The sequence below is a fragment of the Denitromonas iodatirespirans genome (genome assembly GCF_018524365.1).
Taxonomy (GTDB): Bacteria; Pseudomonadota; Gammaproteobacteria; order Burkholderiales; family Rhodocyclaceae; genus Nitrogeniibacter; species Nitrogeniibacter iodatirespirans.
Genome location: NZ_JAEKFT010000003.1, coordinates 161,390 through 178,223 on the forward strand (window position 1 = coordinate 161,390; position 16,834 = coordinate 178,223).

Genomic DNA, 16,834 nt, shown 5'->3' on the forward strand with positions numbered 1-16,834 from the left:
CCCGTTTTCGCTTCGAATCGCCTCAGGCATCGGCGATTCGGCCCATTTCGGGCGTCAGTAGGCCTCGATTCCGGCCTTGCTGAAGTACACCAGCCGCTTCAAGTTGTAGCAGGCCGCCATCATCGTCATCGCAAAGTTCGCCCGCGCCTGACCGATGGTGCGCAGCAGCTTGCCACCCATCTGCTCCATGGCGCCGAACACGTGCTCGACCCGCGCGCGCGTCTTGGCGATGCGCCGGTTGCGCTGCTGCTGGCACTCGGACAGCGGTTTGTTGCGCCGGCCCTTCCTCTGAATCCGGTTCCGAAAGCCGTTCTCCTTCAGCCATGCGTCACGCGCTTCGGACGGGTAGCCCCGGTCGGCATAGACGTCGCGGCTCGTGTTGTTCGTGTCGAAGACATTGTCAAAGTGCTGGCTGTCGTGCGTGCTGGCCGTGTCGGTCTCGATCCGGCGGATGATCTTGTATTTCTTGTCGACGTTGATCGACAGTTTGTAGCCGAAATGGCTCTTGCCGTGCTTCTTGGTCCAGGTGGCGTCGATGTCTTTCTGCCGGCGCTTCGCAGGCTTCCAATCGGCGGGCATCGCGCCTGGCTCGATCAGCTCCTTCTCGCCCCGGCGGTTGTGCTGCTTGGGGGCGGGCACCAGCGTGGCGTCCACGATCTGACCGCCTCGTGCGATGAACCCCTTCTTGAGCAACTGCGCCGAGACGCCGTCGAACACAAGCTTCGCGCCGGCTACACCGATCCGGTTCTCGAAGGTCCACACGGTGGTGCGATCTGGCACGTTCGTCGCGCTGGCCAGAGCACAAAAGCGCTTGTAGCTCATGCGGTCGAGCAGTTGGTATTCCATCTGCTCATCCGAGAGGTTGTACAGGCGCTTCAACACCAGGATGCGAACCATCGTCTCGGTCGGGTACGGCGGACGCCCGCCTTGCGCACTGATCGGGCGCGGCGCAACTCGATCCACTTCCGCGGCCAACGCCGCAAAGTCGATGTGCGACTCAATCTCGGTCAGCGGATCGCCCAGCGAGTCGATCTTCCGGCGGTGGTGCTCGTCGGCGAACAGGTCTGTCTTGATGGCGGTACGTGCTTTCATGGGATTCAGGGGAGGCAAGATTCAGGACAAAGTAATTTTACGAAGGGCGGGCGAGTCGAGGTTTTTCGAGGTGCCCAATGGACGCCACGAGTGGAGCTATTCGTACTTGATTTACGTTCAAACAATCGCTAGATTGTTGTTATGAATGAGCGAGCGTTGAAAGATCTGCTCTACGAGCAAGTCGCCCGGATTGGCAAATCCCTGTCCAGCCCGAAACGGCTGGAGTTGATCGAATTGCTGGCGCAAGGGGAGAAGAGCGTCGAAACGCTGGCGGCCCAGGCCGGCGTCGATGTGCGCTTGGTCAGTGCCCATCTCAAGGCCTTGCGGGAGGCGCGGCTCGTCGAGACCCGGCGCGAAGGGAAATACATCCATTACCGGCTGAGCGGCCAAGATGTGGCCCAACTGTGGGTCGTGCTTCGGGAAACCGCCGAGGAGCACCTGGTCGAGCTGCGTGTCGCGCTTGAACAGATGACAAGTGAGCCGGGCACCCTGGTTTCGGAATGCCGGGAAAGTCTGCTGGAGAAGGCGCGGCAAGGGGAAATCGTCGTGATCGACGTACGTCCTGCCAGCGAGTTCCACGCCAGCCATCTGCCGTTTGCCCGCTCCCTACCCCTGGTCGAACTGGAAATGCGCTTGGCCGACCTGCCGGCGGATCGCATGATCGTCGCCTACTGCCGTGGGCCGTTTTGCCTCATGTCCGACGAAGCAGTGCAGCTGTTGCGCGCCCGGGGCTTTGTCGCCGGGAAAATTAGCGACGGCGTGAGCGAATGGGCCGCTGGCGGCCTCCCGCTCGAGACGTCGAGCGAGTAGGGGACCGGGCGGTCCGAACAGAACGTCAACTTCAACGACACGGGAACTTCGCCATGCAGACACTCTTCATCCTCAATGACGCTCCCTACGGGAGCGAACGCAGCTACAACGCCCTTCGCCTCGCCCGCGCGCTGGCCAAGCGCGACGGCGAGTCGGTTCGCCTGTTCCTGATGGGCGACGCCGTGGCCTGCGCCAAGGCGGGCCAGAAGGTGCCCGAGGGCTACTACAATGCGGGTGACATGGTGCGCATGGCCGGCGGCGAGGTGGGGCTGTGCGGCACCTGCCTGGATGCCCGCGGCATCAAGGCGGACGAGCTGGTCGAGGGCGCGCGCCGCAGCACCTTGAGCGAACTGGCCGCCTGGACGGCGGCAGCCGACAAGGTGCTGGTCTTCTGAACGTTCGCTGCCCCTTCCGGCGGTCACAATACCGAACCGATAGAACACCTCTGGAGCGTTCATACAACATGAAAAACAACGAGCACGGTATGTCCACCCGCAGCATCCACGGCAGCGGTTTCAAGGATGCCCACGGCTGTCCGCACACGCCGATCTACAACACCACCACATTCGCCTTTCCGTCCACCGCCGATCTCCTCGACGTCGTCGACGGCAGGAAACCGGGCGCCCTCTACACCCGCTACGGCCTGAACCCCAGCATCTTTTCCCTGGAGCAAACGCTGTCCGGCCTGGAAGGCGCCGAGGCGGCCTGGGCCTTCTGCTCCGGCATGGCGGCGGAAACGGCGCTTTTCCTGACCCATGGCCGCGAGGGCATCGTCTGCATCGGCGATGCCTACGGCGGCACCCTGGAACTGCTCGCGACCCAACTGCCGCTGCTGGGCATCAAGACCCATCTCATCCTTGGCAGTGAGATCGACCGTCTCGACGCGTTGCTGGCCGGTGGCGCGAAACTCGTCTTCTTCGAGACGCCCGCCAACCCGACTCTGGAACTGGTCGATATCCGGGCCATCGCCGCCAGGGCGCATGCCCGCGGCGCGCGGGTCGCGGTCGACAACACCTTCGCATCGCCGGTCAATCAGCGCCCCCTCGAACTCGGTGCCGATTTCGTCGTGCATAGCGCCACCAAGTATCTCGGCGGGCACAGCGACCTGACCGCCGGCGCCATCATGGGATCCAGTGAACTGCTCCTGCCGATCTGGAACTGGCGCAAGAACCTCGGTTCCATGATCGCGCCGGAGACGGCCTCTTTGCTCGCCCGCAGCCTGCGCACCCTGGTGGTTCGGGTGCGCCAGCAGAACGCCTCGGCCCAGGCCGTGGCCGAAGCCATGGCCCGGCATCCCCGGATCTCCCGAGTGTTCTATCCAGGCCTGCCGGGGTTCCCGGGCCATGCCCTTGCCAAGGCGCAGATGCACGGCTTCGGGGGCATGCTGAGCATCGAGGTGAAGGGCGACGGCGCCGTCGCCACCCGGGTCGCCGACCGTCTGCGCCTGTTCGCCCTGGCACCTAGTCTGGGCGGTGCCGAGAGTCTGGTAACGCAGCCGTGCACCACCACCCACCATGGCCTCACGCCCGAGGAGCGGACCCGGCGCGGCATCCCGGACGCCATGCTGCGGCTGTCCGTGGGCCTGGAAGAGGCCGCCGACCTGATCGCCGATCTGGAACAGGCCTTGCGGTCATGAAAGGGCGTGAAAGCGGCATGCCGGACGAAGCCTACTGGGCGACGTTTTTCGACCCCGAGGCGATGCTCGATCGCCTGCTCCCCGACGACGGGCGGGCCGGCGATGTGGTCGAGTTCGGCTGCGGCTACGGCAGCTTCACCCTCCCCGCCGCCCGCCGGGTGTCCGGCATCGTCACTGCGCTCGACATCGAGCCGCAGATGGTGGTGATCGTCGCCCGGAAGGCGGAAGCCGGGCGAGTGGGCAACATCCGGGTCGCTATGCGCGATTTCGTGGCCGCGGGTTCGGGCCTGGCCGATGCGTCGCAAAGTCATGCCATGATTTACAACCTGCTTCATCTCGAAGAGCCCGTTGCGCTGCTGCGCGAAGCGCGCCGCGTGTTGGGCGAAGGCGGCAGCCTCTCGGTCGTTCACTGGCGCAGCGACATCGCGACGCCCCGTGGCCCGTCGCTGGCCATTCGTCCGTCCCCCGAACAATGCCGGACCTGGATGGCGCAAGCCGGCTTCGAGCGTATCGCGGACGTCGATCTTCAGGACTGCAGCCCGTATCACTTTGGCTTGCTGGGCCGCATGTAGTCCGAGCACCCGGACGGAGGGACGGGTATCCGTGTTGCAAGGTGAGAAGAACCATCCGGCAGGTGTGCAGAAGGGCGCCGAGAAGGGAGAAAGCGTCCGAGACCGTCGCGGCGCGCTTCGCGCGCAAGTCGATGGGTCGGCGGCGGCAGCCTGAGCGGTGTCCGCCTTCATCGCGTCTGCTGCCTCCATTTATGGACGCGGTTGTTGCTGAAGTCGACCGCGAAGACGGTCCCGTCGTCCGCCACCGCGACGGCGATGGCGTAACTGAATCGACCCGGGCCGCTGCCCTTCGCGCCGAAAGCGGTGAGAAACGTGCCGTTCGCGGCGAACTTCTGGATGCGGTGGTTGTAGAAGTCGGCGGCGAACACGTGGCCAACCACCAGCGCGCGAACGAAGGCGTCGGCGACGCCGGTGGCGGCGAGCGTGACCACGATGGTCGCCATGGCGCTCCACTCGGTCAGCGCCTCGCCCTCGAGCACGATGAGCAGGGCAAGAACGATGATCGCGCCGTTCACCAGCTTGTGAATCCGGAAACTCTTCTCCTCCGCGCTGCCGCTAGGCATGGCCGCCTCCTTCGCCCGAACGGCATTCATTGGCTGGCCGCCAGCGCCTGCGTCGACTCGTACAGCACGTAGCCGGATCGTTCGGCCGCGTGCAGTGCCCGGACGAGAGTCTCGCGGCCCTTGACGACGCCGGGCTGGCGCAGCGTCGTGCGGTAGAACGCGGCGTAGAAGGCGTCGGGCTCGACGCGGATGCGCGTGTGCAGGCCGGCGGCGCGAGGGTGCCGTGGGCGGTCGTAGCCGTAGCGGCGCAGCTCGTCGGGCAGGATGCGCGTATCGGCGCGCTCGAGAGTGAGATCCAGGCTTACGTCGCGGGCGATCAGGTGGCGCTCGACAGTGTCCGGGATGAATTCGCCGTTCGCCTCAGTCTGGCCGATTTCGACGATTACGTGCGGTGTGACATAGGTCGGGAAGGCATGGCCCACACCGTGATTGGTGATACGCAGCTCGGCCTCGATACGCCCTGCTGCGCCGGCGGGCGCCGTGGTGTCGATGGAGATGCCCGACCGGACCATGTCGGGATCGTGGATGCCGCGCCACAGGTGGCGCCGATCGGGCATGTGACAGGACTGGCAGGGGCGATTTTCCCGCGCGTGGCGGCTCGCGCGCCATTCCTCGTAGGTGTTCTCCAGCAGCTTGCCCTCGAGGGCGTAGCCGTCGGGCTCGAATTGGTGACAGGCGGTGCAGAAGCGTGCGTCCTCGAAGGCGGCGCTGGTCTGCCAGCCGTCGTGGGGTAGGGCGTCGTCGGCGGCGGGGGCGCTGCCGTCGCGGCGCGGCGGGCCGAAGCGCCGGTGGCCGCGCACGTGGCAAGCGGCGCAGGTAAGGCCATGGGAGAAGGCGGCGCCGTCGGTGAGCGATGCCACGGTGCCGGCGAGGGAGTGTTGCAGGTCCTCGGCCTGCTCGGCAAGTGGCGCATGGCAGCGCAGGCAGCTCTGGTGCTCGTCGACGGCGTCGGGGTCCATCTCCTGCAACTGCCCGAGCAGGCCCGGCCCCATCGCCCGGCTGTGCAGGGAGGTTTGCCAGTCGGCGAACTGCTGCGTGTGGCAGTTGCCGCACGCGGCGGGGTCGAGGGACGCTTCCTGCGTGCCGAACCTGGATGGTGCCTCACCTTGGGGAGCGAGCGGCCGTTGCCAGTGGTGGTCGAGAAAGAGGGAGGGATTCTCCGGCGCCGCCGCCGGAGGAGGGGACGGCGGCGTGTCAGGATCGCAGGCGGCGAGGGCAAGCGTCAGCGCAAGATACGACAGCGCCCGCGCGGCCACCCGTACCGTCCCCCTCCCAAGCGACATGACGGTCTATTTCTTCACGGCGCAGGGGTTGGCGGCCTTGGCGGCACACGGGTTTTTCGCCGCACACGGATTCTTGGCCGCACACGGATTCTTGGCCGCGCACGGATTCTTCGCCGCGCACGGATTCTTCGCCGCACATGGATTGGCCGCGGCGGTGGGCTTGAACCCCTTCTGCACCTCTTCGACGTACGCCACCAGTGCGCCGAGCTCCTTCGACTTCCACGGCAGCGGCTTGGCGGCCATCGGCTTGACCATGCACAGCTGGACCATCTCGTCGAGATGGATCTGATTCAGCCCGACGTCGCTTGTTGCCATTGCGACCTTGTGGGGATAGGGCTTGGCGAAGGTCGCCTGGTAGGCGTTGTTGCCCACGTGGCAGGTGTTGCACGACATCCCGTTGGTGGACAGGCTGGCGTCCTTGAACAGGCGCTCGCCTTCGGCAACCAGGCTCGCCCGGTTGCCGCGGTAGGGCGTGTAGCCGGCAGGGCGGACGATGTCCTTCGGATCGATCCCGGCGCCGGCAGCGCACGGATTCTTCGCAGCGCACGGGTTTTTGGCCGCACAGGGGTTCTTTGCGGCACATGGATTCTTCGCCGCGCAGGGATTGGCGGCGCGCGGCGCACAGGGATTGCGCGGTGCGCAGGGATTGGCGAGTGCGGGGCCGCCGAGGGCGGTGGCCAGCAGGCCGGTAGAGATCAGGGTGGCGATTCGGCCGTTGCGGGCCTTGGTGGGTCGGTTCATCGGATTCTCCCAAGTGGCGTCTGAGTTGGCGAGACCGCTTGCGCCGCCTCGTGCTGCGAGGATTAGTCGTATCTCATGGCAATTTCCTTACGCGAGCGCACCACAATTTTCTCGTCGGCGCGCAATGCCCCGCCGTAGCTACCCGCTGCGCCCCGAAACGTAGGCCGCGGTCAGGCTGTGCTTGGGAGCGTCGAACAGCGTGCGCGACTGGCCGAACTCGACGAGCTTGCCGACCTGCTCGGTCATCCAGAAAAAGGCCGCGTAATTGGCGATGCGCCGCGCCTGCGCAAGATTGTGGGTGACTATGACAATAGTATGTCGGCCAGCGAGACGCAAGATGAGTTCCTCGACCACCGCCGAGGCGAGCGGATCGAGCGCGCTGCACGGCTCGTCCATGAGCAGGATTTCCGGTTGCAGCACCAGCGCGCGGGCGATGCACAGGCGCTGCTGCTGGCCGCCCGACAGCCCCAGCGCAGGGGCATCGAGGCGCTCGCGCACCTCGTCCCACAGGCCGACCCCGCGCAGCGCCGCCTCGATCCGGTCCTCGCGCTCGTCGCGGCGCCTCACGCCGTGCTCCCTGAGCGGCATGTCGAGGTTGCGGCGGATCGACAGCGGGAACGGGTTGGGGCGCTGGAAGATCATGCCGATGCGCCGGCGCAGCGCGAGCGTATCGACCTGCGCATCGAACACGTCCCCTCCGTCGAGGCGAACAATGCCGCGCACCGTGCAGCCCGGAATGAGATCGGTGAGGCGGTTGAGCGCCGACAGGAAGCTGGTCTTGCCGCAGCCCGAGGGGCCGATGAGGGCGGTGATGCAGCCGCGCGGGATGTCGAGGCCGACCCCGGCGAGCACCGGCTGGCCGCCGTAGGCGATCGACAGGTCGCGGATCTCGAGGTGGGGCTGCGGCACGCAGCAGGGCGTGCCCTCGGCCAGATCGCCGAGGGTGTAGGGCGCGCAGGGTGCGGTTCCGGTCATGACGTAACGATCCTCCGGCCCAGCCAGCGCTCGGCGAGCAGCGCGGCCAGGCCGTTGATGACGAGCAGCAGGGCGATCAGCACCAGCGCCGAGGCGTAGGCGTTGGCGTCGCCGCCGGTGACGTTCATCGACAGCTCGTAGATGTGCACCGCCAGCGCGCGCCCGGAGTCCATGAGCGAGCCGGGCAGGCGGTCCACGTAGCCGCTGGTGAAGATCAGCGCGGCGGTCTCGGCCATCGCCCGGCCGATGCCCAGCATCAGGCCGGCGGACAGGGCCGGTGCGGCGGCGGGCAGGATGACGTGCCACAGCGCGGCGGCGCGCGACAGGCCGAGCGCCGCGGCGCCGCGGCGCCAGTCCTCGGGCACCGCGGCGAGCCCCATCTCGGTGCTGCGGATGAGGATGGGCAGCACCATACAGGCGAGGGTCAGGCCGCCCGAGAGGATGGAGAAACCCAGCCCCAGCCAGACGCTGAACAGCGCGTTGCCGAACAGGCCGAAGACGATGGACGGCACGCCGGCGAGCACGTCGAGCGCCAGGCGCACGCGCCGCGCGGCGCGGCTGCCGCGGCGGGCGAACTCGGCCAGCCACACCGCGGTGCCCAGGCCCAGCGGCAGGGCGGCGGCGATCGCCACCGCGAGGATCAGCAGGGTCGACACCAGAATGGGGCCGATGCCGCCCGCGCGTCCGGCGCTGGCCGGCGCGTCGACGAGGAAGGACCACGACAGCCGCGCCGCGCCCGCAGCGACGAGGTCCGCCAGCATCCAGGCGAACACCGCCGCGACGGCGCCGGCGGCCGCCCACACGGCGACGGTGAACAGGCGCTCGGCGGGGCGCGTCGCTGCGCTACGCATTCGTGCGCTCTCCGACGCGCGCGGCGCTCCAGGCGAGCAGCGCCACCAGGGCGGTGAGCAGCAGCCCGGAGGCGAACAGGGCGGCACGATGGGTGCCGGCGGCGTAGGCCATCTCCAGCGCGATGTTGGCAGTGAGCACGCGCACCGGCTCGAACAGGCCGGTGGGCGTCTGCACCACGTTGCCGGCGACCATCAGCACGGCCATGGTCTCGCCCAGCGCACGCGCGGCGGCGAGCAGCGCGCCGCCGGCGATGCCGGCCCGCGCCGCCGGCAGGGCCACCCGCAGCACCGTGGCGCTGCGCGTCAGGCCCAGGGCATGCGCCCCGGCGAGCCAGTCCGGCGGCACTGCCGCCAGGGCTGAGTCGGCGGTGAGCGCCACCGTGGGCAGCACCATCAGCGCGAGGATCAGGATGGCGGCGGCGAGGCTCGTGCCGGGCGGCTGCCAGCGTGCAAGGATGGGCACCAGCACGGTGAGCCCCCACAGCCCGAAGACCACCGAGGGGATGCCGGCGAGCAGGCCGAGCAGGCGCCGGAACGCCGCGGCGAGGGGCGGCGGGGCGTAGAAGCGCGTGAAGATCGCGCCGCCGACGCCCAGCGGCAGGGCGATCGCGAGCGCGCCGGTGGCGGCGGCGAGCGTCGCCCAGGCCATCGGCCACAGGTCGAAGTCGCCGCTGGCCGGATACCAGCCGTCGCTCGCGAGAAAGCGCCGCCAGCCGCCCTCGGCCAGCGCCGGCCAGGATTCGCCGGCGAGGAACAGCAGCACCAGCGCGAGCAGCGCCGCCGAGGCCGTGGCCAGGGCGAACAGCGCCGGCCGCAACGCCGCGTCAACGCGCGAGCGGGACGAAGAACTGTTCGCGGACGAGATCACGGACCCGCTCCGAACGGGCGAAGGCGATGAAGCGGCGGACGAGTGGCCCCGGCGTGCCTGTCGTCACCAGGTTGAGCGGGCGCGCCAGCGGGAAGCGGCCGCTCGCCACGTTGTCCACCGTGGCGGCGATGCCGCCCATGGGCAGCAGGCGGATCGGCACGCCCTGGGCCTGGTCGAACTCGGCGGTGCCGATGGACACGTAGCCGATCGCGCCGGGATTGCCGGCGACGGTCTTGATGCCCTGCTCGTTGTCGCCGATCACCACCTGGGCGCGGATCTGGCGGTTCGTCAGGCCGAAGTGGTGCAGGAACAGCGCCAGCGTGGAGCGCCCCTCGGCCTTGTTCACCACGGTGATGCGCCGGTCCGGGCCGCCGACCGCCTTCCAGTTGGTGAGCGCGCCGGTGTAGATGGCGCGCACCTGGTCCGCGTCCAGGGTGTGGACCGGGTTGTCGGCGTGCACGATGAGGCCGATGCCGTCCATGGCGATGGCGTCGGCGTTCAGGTCCGCCTCGGCGGGCTCGAGGGCGCGCGAGGCCATGCCGATGTCGGCCAGGCCGCTGCGGGCGTCGTTGACGCCGCGCGAGGAGCCGCCCGACTGCACGTCCACGCGCACGCCGGGGTTCTCGCGCTCGAAGCGCTTGCCGATCTCCAGCGCCAGCGGGGCGACCGTGCTCGAGCCGGTGAGCACCAGCCGCTCGTCGGCCGCCTGCGCCCCGGCGGCGAAACACAGCGCGCAGAGCAGGGCCGCCGTGCGGGTGATGGAAGAGCGCATCGGAAGCCCTCAGCAGCAGCCGCAGTCGGGGTCGTCGTCGGCGCTTGTGCGACCGAAGGGGATGGTCGCGCCGCAGCCCTCGAACAGGCCGTAATGGCGCTCGAAGTTGCCGACGAAGTCGAAATGCGGCGCGAAGCGCGTCTCGCCGAGCATGCGCCAGGTGTTGCCGCACACCGGGAAGACCCGCCCGGCCTCGATGCCGTGATGCTTGTCGAGGACGAAGCGGCTCTCGTGCCCGGGAATCGTGCCACGGTAGATCACCGCTTGGCCGTAGTCCTCGCAGGCGCTCTCCAGGCCGTCGAGCTTGAACAGGCGATAGGTGGCGGAGTAGAAGCAGACATTGCCGACCTTGGCGGCGAGCGCGGGGTCGGTGACCTCGAGCGGGCGGTCTTCGACCAAGCGTGGGTCGGCGAAGCCGCTGCGATGGGCCAGGCGCAGGAAGTCGTTCCAGTACAGCGCGCCGCCCAGGCATTCGCCGTAGAGCACCGGGTCGTTGCGCACCTCGGCCGGTACGCGGCGGTCGGCATAGACGTCGGAGAAGTAGAACTCGCCGCCGGGCTTCAACAGGCGGGACACGCCGTCGAGCACCGCCTCCTTGTCCGGCGAGAGGTTGACCACGCAGTTGGAGACGATCACGTCGAAGCTTCCCGCCTCCAGACCGAGCTCGTTGAGGCGCTCGATGTAGCCGTGCAGGAAACGCACGTTGTCGCGGGCGTAGCCGAAGGCCTCGCGGTGATGCTCGCGGTGGCGGGTGGCGACCTCGAGCTGCTCCTCGGTCATGTCTACGCCCACCACCTCGCCGCGCTCGCCCACCAGCTGGGCGAGGGCGTAGACGTCGCGCCCCGAGCCGCAGCCCAGATCGAGCACGCGGCAGCCGTCGAGCAGCGCCGGGCTCACCAGGCCGCAGCCGTAGTAGCGCGACAGCACCTCCGGGTGGATGCGCGCCAGCAGCGGCTTGAGCCAGGCGGGAAGTTGCGTGGGGTCGCAGCAGGCGGAGGTCTTGAGATCCTCGGACGAGGCGAGCTGGCGACCGTAGTAGTCCTTGACGATGTCGTGCATGGAAGCGTGGCTCCAGGGGGTGGATTTCCTGATTGGACAGACGGGGGCGGCGATTCCTTACAGGGTCGGGATGCCCGTGTTGCGGGCGGCCACGCCGGGCTCCTGCGGCGTGCCGGCCGGGGATGCGTCGGCGGCGGGGCCGAAGTCGTGCAGCACGACGCCTTCCTCGGCCGCGACCGGCTCCTCCCAGGGGCGGGCGGCGAGCGCGCGTTGGGCATCGCGGCAGCCGGCGCGCCAGCGCTCGCGCACGCGGGCAGGGGCGAAGTCGATGTCCTTGGCCTGATCCTCCCGCTCGAGGCGCGGCGCCTGCAGGCGCACGACGTGGTAGGTGCTGCGGCAACCCAGCCGGATCGCCTCGGCGACTTCCGCGTCGGCGCGCGCCGCCTCGGGCAGGCGTTCGGCAAGCAGGGAGACGCTGTGGCGCAGCCGGTGCAGCTCCTGCTCGAGGCCGAGCAGGGTGTCGGCGCGGCTGGCGTAGCGCAGCTCCTTGGCGCGCCGCAGCACGTCGGCGAGGGTGGTCGGCGCGGTGTCGGCGAGCGGCCACAGGGTGGCGAGGAAGCACAGCGAGTGGCGCCGCGGATTGTCGCGCAGCATGTGTTCGAGCGGGGTGTTCGAGTGGATGCCGCCGTCCCAGTAGTGGCGCCCGTCGATCGCCACCGGCGCGAAGGCGGGCGGCAGGGCGCCGCTGGCCATGATGTGCTCGGGACCGATCGCCTCCAGGCGCGAGTCGAAGTAGCGGATCTGCCCGCTCTCCACATCCACCGCACCGACCGAGAGCCGGATCGGCGAGTGCTTGAGGTAATCGAAGTCCACCAGTTCCTCGAGGGTGCGCCGCAGCGGCGTGGTGTCGTAGATGCCGGCACTGGCCGGCGGCACCGTGAGGCCGGCGCAGAACCCCTGCCACCAACGCGGGGCAAAAAAGTTCGGTAGCCCCGCCGTCATTGTCGCCAGCGCACGCCACGGGCCGAACAGCGAGGCCAGCCCGTCGCCGAGGCTGGCTTCGCCGGGCAGGTCGAAGTGGCCTTGGCCCATCCGGGCCCAGAACTCGTAAAGGTGTTCCAGCCGCCGCGCCGGGCGATTGCCGGCGATGAGCGCAGCGTTGATCGAGCCGATCGAGGTGCCGATGACCCAATCCGGGTCTTTTCCGGCATCATGCAACGCTTCGAACACCCCACCCTGATAGGCACCCAGCGCGCCTCCGCCTTGGAGTATGAGGACGGTCTGGTGCGGTCTGACGATCTCCATGGTCGGACTCATTTCAGTCTCCTCGCCATGAATCGCCCTTCCGCGTGATCGGAATGGCCGGTTTGCGAACGCATCGTCCTTCTCCTTGCATGCTCAGTCGCCATCCGCCTCTCGCTGGCCGCTGCGGTAGCGCTCGTCCGCACGATGCAAAAAATCCAACTGCAGACGGAAGTTGCGGCAGCCACGGCACATCAGGGTGTGCTGCCACACGCCCTAGCAATGCGAGCTTGCGCTCGCCCGCTTCGGACGACAGGCGGCTCACTTCGCGGCAGCTCAGCATGGATATTTCTCCGACTTGAACCAGTTCATGCATTCGTCCTCGTCGCACGCCACTCCGCGAGTGCGGCGCTGTAGCTCGAAACACAATACGGCACGACGAAGTTCAACACGATTTTGCTCCAGTCCAGCGGTTCCCCGGCGAACGTGGGCGCCCCCTGATTGATGAGATTGAGCACGATGCCGACGGTCAGCGAGACCTTCAGGGCCGAACAGACGATCGGCCAGCGGCAGGCGATGCATAACAGACGTTTCATGCCGGCACGTCCTCGAGCAGTCGCGGCAGGGGGATGCGCTGCGAAGTCTCCTGAACCAGGCGCGCGATGAGCGCCGAGTCCGCTTCGGCGACGAGTTGCTTTGCCGAACCGACACGCCCCGTCGGTTCGGCCTGAAGGTCACCGGACGCAGCTGAGCTCAACGCATACTCCCCGCCACAATTGCGGCAGTACAGGTGGCCGCCGGCGCGATCTTCTCGGCGCACCACCAGCGTCGGGCCGCACATCACACAATCGCGCAGGGGAATGCCGTCGTCGCTGTGCCCCGCAACATGGTTCAGCGTACCCGCGGCGCCGAGTTCGAGGAAGATCGTGCCCAGGCGTTTATCGAACTGGGCGCCGAGGTTCTCGCGAATGCGTTCGAGCGCGGCGCCCACGGGGATGCCCGCCCGGTAGGGGCGGGAGCTGGTCATGGCGTCGAAGGCGTCGCACAGGCCGACGATACGGGCGTCGACGGGGATGGCGTCGCCGCTCAGACCGCGCGGATAGCCGTCGCCGTCCGGGCGTTCGTGGTGGAACAGAATGGCGGGTCGCACCACGGTCGCCAGCGGGTGTCCCGCGAGCATCCGCATTCCTGCCTCTGGATGAGTGCGCATGGTCTCGAATTCCGTGTCCGTGAGCGGGGCGGGTTTTCTCAGGACGGCATCGGGTATGCCGATCTTGCCCAGGTCATGAAGAAAGCCGCCGATGCTGATGCGCGCGATGTCGGCATCGTCGAGGTCGGCCGCCTCGGCGAGCAACTCGGCATAGCGCGACACCCGCCACAGATGACCGCCGGTGTATGGGTCGCGCGCCTCGACCAGCCAGGCCATGACGAGCAGGCTGGACAACAGGTCGCGCGCGTGATCGTGCCTTCCTGAGTGTCTGGCTGACGCCGGGTGCAACAGGCGCTTTAGGGGAAGCCATCGCAGCATGTTCTTTTTCTCCCGGTTTGCGCGCTGCGGCGCGCAGTCATTCGGTGACGACGAGCCGGTAGTCTGGCGTCGGGTGGAGCGAGCATGATTTGGAGCGCGGCCATGGCGAGACCCGGGAGTCAGTAGGACGGCACGATCGCGCGGCCGCGCTTTGGTTGTATGGGAACCTCGTGTCGTGCGCAAGCTCTCCTGTTATTGGTCGGCGGGGCGAGGCAATCCTTACTGTCGTTCCGCGTCCTGCCCATGCACGGTCAGGCGCATCAGCTCGGGCTGTCTTTCGAAGTCGGCGGGCCGGTCGACATCCCGCAGCGTAGCCGGCCCCGATCGCTACCAGCCCAGGCGGATGAGGCGTTCTCGGGTCTGCGTCATCACCTCGCTCGAGCCCCATCCGACACCGATGAAGGCTTCGGCGGCAGCCCGCCACGCGCCGATAAGCACGTCGGGCCGAAAACACGGCCACGCCGATGCATTCGGTTGATCCGCGGCGGTTCTGGTGCATGGTCAGCCATCCGTGTCCGGCGCTGTCGCCCAAGCGAGGCGTCGGTAGTCGAATCCGCCGAGCAGGGTCGGCTTGATGACCTCGAAGTAAGGCGAGACGTCAAAGTCGCGCGGCACGAAGAGGCTGTGGTGGCGTACGCGCAGGATCTCCTCGACGCATTCCGGACAGGTACCGGGCGCTGCCGCGCGGCGCTCGATATGTGGTAGCACTGGGTAGCGAATCGCTTGGAAGCACTGCGCTACCAGGGTCGAGCAGATTGCGCGCGTGGGGTCGCCGCTGCCAAAGGCGAGCATGCGCCGCCGCCAGCGCTGCGGCACCGGTGGGGTGGGGACCAGGTAGCGCGCCAGATCGAGCACGTTCCTGAGGTCGTAGCGATGGCCGATGCGCGCGCAGGCATGCTCGATCAGGCGGCAGCGATCCACCTCGCTTAGGCCAACCGGGCGGCAGATGCGGCAGTGCAGGCCGGCGTATTCGGACACGCCCACCAGGCGCACGCCATCGACCACGTCGGCTTCGACGAAGCACAGCGGCGAGCCGTCCGGCGCCGCCCGACCTACGGCCTCGCCGACGAACAGCGCGGCGTGCGACCAGGTGGACTGGGTCAGGTACTTGATCGCCACGCTGATCCGGCTGTGGCCCTCGACCAGCAGCACGTCGCCAGGGCGCAGCGCGGCGGCCAGCAGCGCGGGGTCGGTCGGCGGCGAGGTGTCGTGCACGTGCGCTGGTCGGGTGAGCCACGTGCCCAGCCGGGTGCCGAGACGTTCCGCGATGCGTCTCATCTCCGTCGACTCACGACCCGGCACGGCCGGCGTTGTTGAGGCGCCAGTCGTAGTCGAGATGATCGAGCGCGTAGTCGTTGGCACGGAGGCATGCCGCCGCCTCCGGCGTGGTGCCGAGCGCGCCCGGGTAGTGGGCGAAGGGGGTGGGCAGCGAGTCGGAGTTCTGAGCCCCTTGCTCGACGTCTTCGCCGTACCCGTCGAAGATCCTTGATGCCCGCAGCCGGTCGCCGGCGGCCTCGAAGCGATTGCGGGACGCGATGCATGCCGTCGAAGAAATCCACCAGCACGGAGAGGAGGGCGAGAAGAGCGATTCGGTGGACATTCATGTCTGTGTCGCTTGCAGTCGTAGTCTATGCACCTGTGGACGCGCGCGGCTGGGCAATCCTTACGGTCACTACGCGCATTTCATTCGCCGTGCCTGCGCAGCGCTGCGATCATCGGACACTTGACGGCGCCGGACGCCGCGCAGCAATCGTTCACCAGGGTGGCCAGGGCGGTTTCGATGCTGCGCAACACCGCTAGCCGCTCGCGCACTTCGTGCAGCTTGTGCACCGCAAGCACGCGAGCTTCATCGCAGTGTGTTCCATCTTCCAGGGTGAGCAACTGGCCAACCTCTTCCAGGCTGAAACCCAGCCGTTGCGCCGCCTTGATGAATTTCACCCGCGCCACGTCCATCTCCGCGTAACGGCGTATGCCCCCGTACGGCTTGTCAGGCTTTGGTAGCAGCCCCTTGAGCTGGTAGAAGCGGATCGTCTCGACCGTGACGTCCGCCGCCTTGGCGAGTGTACCGATCGTCAGGTTCCCGGTTGCGATGTCCATGATGCCTGGTTCCGGTTGTGAGCTACGGTAACAAGGTTAGCGCACGCGGCAGGGTGAGTCAGAAGAGCGCGGCTTGCCAGCCCACCACCTCCAGCGGGGCGTTGACTCCGTAGCCGGCTACGGAAATAGCCTAGACGCAACGATCCTGAATGGAGTGCTTCATGTTGGAACCGCAGAGCGGGCGTGCCGCCCTCGCCACCGGCGGGGTGGCCGCCATCCTCGCTTCGACCTGCTGCCTCGGCCCGCTTGTGCTCGTCATGTTCGGCGTCTCCGGTGTCTGGATCGGCAATCTGACGGTGCTCGAGTCGTACCGGCCTGTCTTCATCGGCGTCGCGCTGGTGGCGCTGCTCTTCGCCTGGCGCGCCATCTTCCGGCCGGCAGCCGTCTGCAAGCCAGGCGAAGTGTGCGCCGTACCCGGCGTGCGGATGGCTTACAAGCTGCTCTTCTGGATCGTGGCCGCGCTGGTGGCAGTTGCGCTCGCTTTTCCCTACGTCTTGCCCTTGTTCTACTGAGAGGATATCCCCGTGAAGATGCTCGTCGCCATGCTCATCCTCGCCACCACCGTGAGCGCACCCGCTCGGGCCGCCACCCGGACGGTCACCTTGTCGGTGGTCGGCATGAGCTGCGCCGCCTGTCCGATCACCGTCAAGAAGTCACTCTCCAGAGTCGAGGGCGTCAGCAAGATCGAGGTGATCTTCGACAGGCGCGAGGCGCGCGTCACTTTCGATGACGCCAAGACCAGTGTCCAGAAACTCATCCAAGCAACCACCGATGCGGGCTATCCGTCCGATCTCAAGAGGTAGGC

General features: G+C 67.8%; 21 protein-coding genes. 6 read left to right on the forward strand and 15 right to left on the reverse strand.

Translation table 11 applies throughout. The annotated features are described in order from the left end of the window. Positions 1–54: 54 nt before the first annotated feature. A complete protein-coding gene (locus I8J34_RS03655) occupies positions 55–1,092 on the reverse strand; it encodes an IS5 family transposase (protein ID WP_214360013.1) in 1,038 nt (345 codons plus the stop codon). 156 nt (positions 1,093–1,248) lie between these two features. Between I8J34_RS03655 and I8J34_RS03660 the strand changes: the two genes are divergently transcribed. The 4 genes from I8J34_RS03660 to I8J34_RS03675 all read left to right on the forward strand — a co-directional run bounded on the left by I8J34_RS03660 (position 1,249) and on the right by I8J34_RS03675 (position 4,110). Next, entirely contained in the window at positions 1,249–1,902 is a 654-nt protein-coding gene (locus I8J34_RS03660; RefSeq protein ID WP_214360014.1) for an ArsR/SmtB family transcription factor, read from the forward strand. A 53-nt stretch (positions 1,903–1,955) separates the two neighbouring features. After that, entirely contained in the window at positions 1,956–2,297 is a 342-nt protein-coding gene (locus tag I8J34_RS03665) for a DsrE/DsrF/TusD sulfur relay family protein (RefSeq protein ID WP_214360015.1), read from the forward strand. Positions 2,298–2,365: 68 nt separating this feature from the next. Further along, positions 2,366–3,538, forward strand: a complete 1,173-nt coding sequence (locus tag I8J34_RS03670) for a trans-sulfuration enzyme family protein (protein WP_214360016.1) — start codon at positions 2,366–2,368, stop codon at positions 3,536–3,538. Positions 3,539–3,555: 17 nt separating this feature from the next. Then, positions 3,556–4,110 (forward strand): class I SAM-dependent methyltransferase, encoded by a 555-nt coding sequence (locus I8J34_RS03675; RefSeq protein WP_214360017.1) that lies wholly within the window; start codon positions 3,556–3,558, stop codon positions 4,108–4,110. 167 nt (positions 4,111–4,277) lie between these two features. Here I8J34_RS03675 and I8J34_RS24595 read toward each other — a convergent pair whose 3' ends face one another. The 14 genes from I8J34_RS24595 to merR form a co-directional block, all read right to left on the reverse strand. Beyond that, positions 4,278–4,673, reverse strand: coding sequence for an NHL repeat-containing protein (locus I8J34_RS24595; RefSeq protein WP_230411696.1), 396 nt, complete (start codon positions 4,671–4,673; stop codon positions 4,278–4,280). Positions 4,674–4,699: 26 nt separating this feature from the next. Next, the gene (locus tag I8J34_RS03685; RefSeq protein WP_214360018.1) at positions 4,700–5,929 is read right to left on the reverse strand and encodes a multiheme c-type cytochrome; all 1,230 of its coding nucleotides are present in this window, start codon (positions 5,927–5,929) and stop codon (positions 4,700–4,702) included. A 33-nt stretch (positions 5,930–5,962) separates the two neighbouring features. Further along, on the reverse strand, positions 5,963–6,697 hold the full coding sequence (locus I8J34_RS03690) for a c-type cytochrome (protein ID WP_214360019.1): 735 nt from the start codon (positions 6,695–6,697) through the stop codon (positions 5,963–5,965). 138 nt (positions 6,698–6,835) lie between these two features. Then, on the reverse strand, positions 6,836–7,672 hold the full coding sequence (locus I8J34_RS03695) for a phosphate ABC transporter ATP-binding protein (protein WP_214360020.1): 837 nt from the start codon (positions 7,670–7,672) through the stop codon (positions 6,836–6,838). Continuing rightward, entirely contained in the window at positions 7,669–8,523 is an 855-nt protein-coding gene (gene pstA / locus I8J34_RS03700) for a phosphate ABC transporter permease PstA (protein WP_214360021.1), read from the reverse strand. The genes I8J34_RS03695 and pstA overlap by 4 nt, the downstream gene beginning before the upstream one ends. Beyond that, positions 8,516–9,391, reverse strand: coding sequence for a phosphate ABC transporter permease subunit PstC (gene pstC, locus I8J34_RS03705; protein WP_214360022.1), 876 nt, complete (start codon positions 9,389–9,391; stop codon positions 8,516–8,518). The genes pstA and pstC overlap by 8 nt, the downstream gene beginning before the upstream one ends. Then, positions 9,348–10,163 carry a phosphate ABC transporter substrate-binding protein gene (locus I8J34_RS03710; protein WP_214360023.1) on the reverse strand — a complete coding sequence of 272 codons (816 nt, stop codon included), beginning with the start codon at positions 10,161–10,163 and terminating at the stop codon, positions 9,348–9,350. Before I8J34_RS03710 ends, pstC begins: the two co-directional genes overlap by 44 nt. Before the next feature lie 9 nt (positions 10,164–10,172). Next, the gene (locus I8J34_RS03715) at positions 10,173–11,222 is read right to left on the reverse strand and encodes a methyltransferase domain-containing protein (RefSeq protein ID WP_214360024.1); all 1,050 of its coding nucleotides are present in this window, start codon (positions 11,220–11,222) and stop codon (positions 10,173–10,175) included. Positions 11,223–11,279: 57 nt separating this feature from the next. Beyond that, on the reverse strand, positions 11,280–12,479 hold the full coding sequence (locus I8J34_RS03720; RefSeq protein ID WP_214360025.1) for a patatin-like phospholipase family protein: 1,200 nt from the start codon (positions 12,477–12,479) through the stop codon (positions 11,280–11,282). A gap of 293 nt (positions 12,480–12,772) precedes the next feature. After that, a complete protein-coding gene (gene nrtS / locus I8J34_RS03725) occupies positions 12,773–13,000 on the reverse strand; it encodes a nitrate/nitrite transporter NrtS (protein ID WP_214360026.1) in 228 nt (75 codons plus the stop codon). Continuing rightward, positions 12,997–13,848 carry an HD-GYP domain-containing protein gene (locus I8J34_RS03730; RefSeq protein ID WP_230411697.1) on the reverse strand — a complete coding sequence of 284 codons (852 nt, stop codon included), beginning with the start codon at positions 13,846–13,848 and terminating at the stop codon, positions 12,997–12,999. Before I8J34_RS03730 ends, nrtS begins: the two co-directional genes overlap by 4 nt. Before the next feature lie 585 nt (positions 13,849–14,433). Further along, positions 14,434–15,210 carry a C40 family peptidase gene (locus tag I8J34_RS03735; RefSeq protein WP_214360028.1) on the reverse strand — a complete coding sequence of 259 codons (777 nt, stop codon included), beginning with the start codon at positions 15,208–15,210 and terminating at the stop codon, positions 14,434–14,436. Between the two features lie 10 nt (positions 15,211–15,220). Then, on the reverse strand, positions 15,221–15,532 hold the full coding sequence (locus tag I8J34_RS03740) for a hypothetical protein (protein WP_214360029.1): 312 nt from the start codon (positions 15,530–15,532) through the stop codon (positions 15,221–15,223). Between the two features lie 83 nt (positions 15,533–15,615). Next, positions 15,616–16,029 (reverse strand): mercury resistance transcriptional regulator MerR, encoded by a 414-nt coding sequence (gene merR, locus I8J34_RS03745; protein WP_214360030.1) that lies wholly within the window; start codon positions 16,027–16,029, stop codon positions 15,616–15,618. A gap of 161 nt (positions 16,030–16,190) precedes the next feature. Here merR and merT point away from each other — a divergent pair, with 161 nt between their 5' ends. Together merT and merP are read left to right on the forward strand one after the other, a co-directional pair. Then, positions 16,191–16,541 (forward strand): mercuric ion transporter MerT, encoded by a 351-nt coding sequence (gene merT, locus I8J34_RS03750; RefSeq protein ID WP_214360031.1) that lies wholly within the window; start codon positions 16,191–16,193, stop codon positions 16,539–16,541. A gap of 18 nt (positions 16,542–16,559) precedes the next feature. Continuing rightward, on the forward strand, positions 16,560–16,832 hold the full coding sequence (gene merP / locus I8J34_RS03755; protein ID WP_431193975.1) for a mercury resistance system periplasmic binding protein MerP: 273 nt from the start codon (positions 16,560–16,562) through the stop codon (positions 16,830–16,832). Positions 16,833–16,834: the final 2 nt, after the last annotated feature.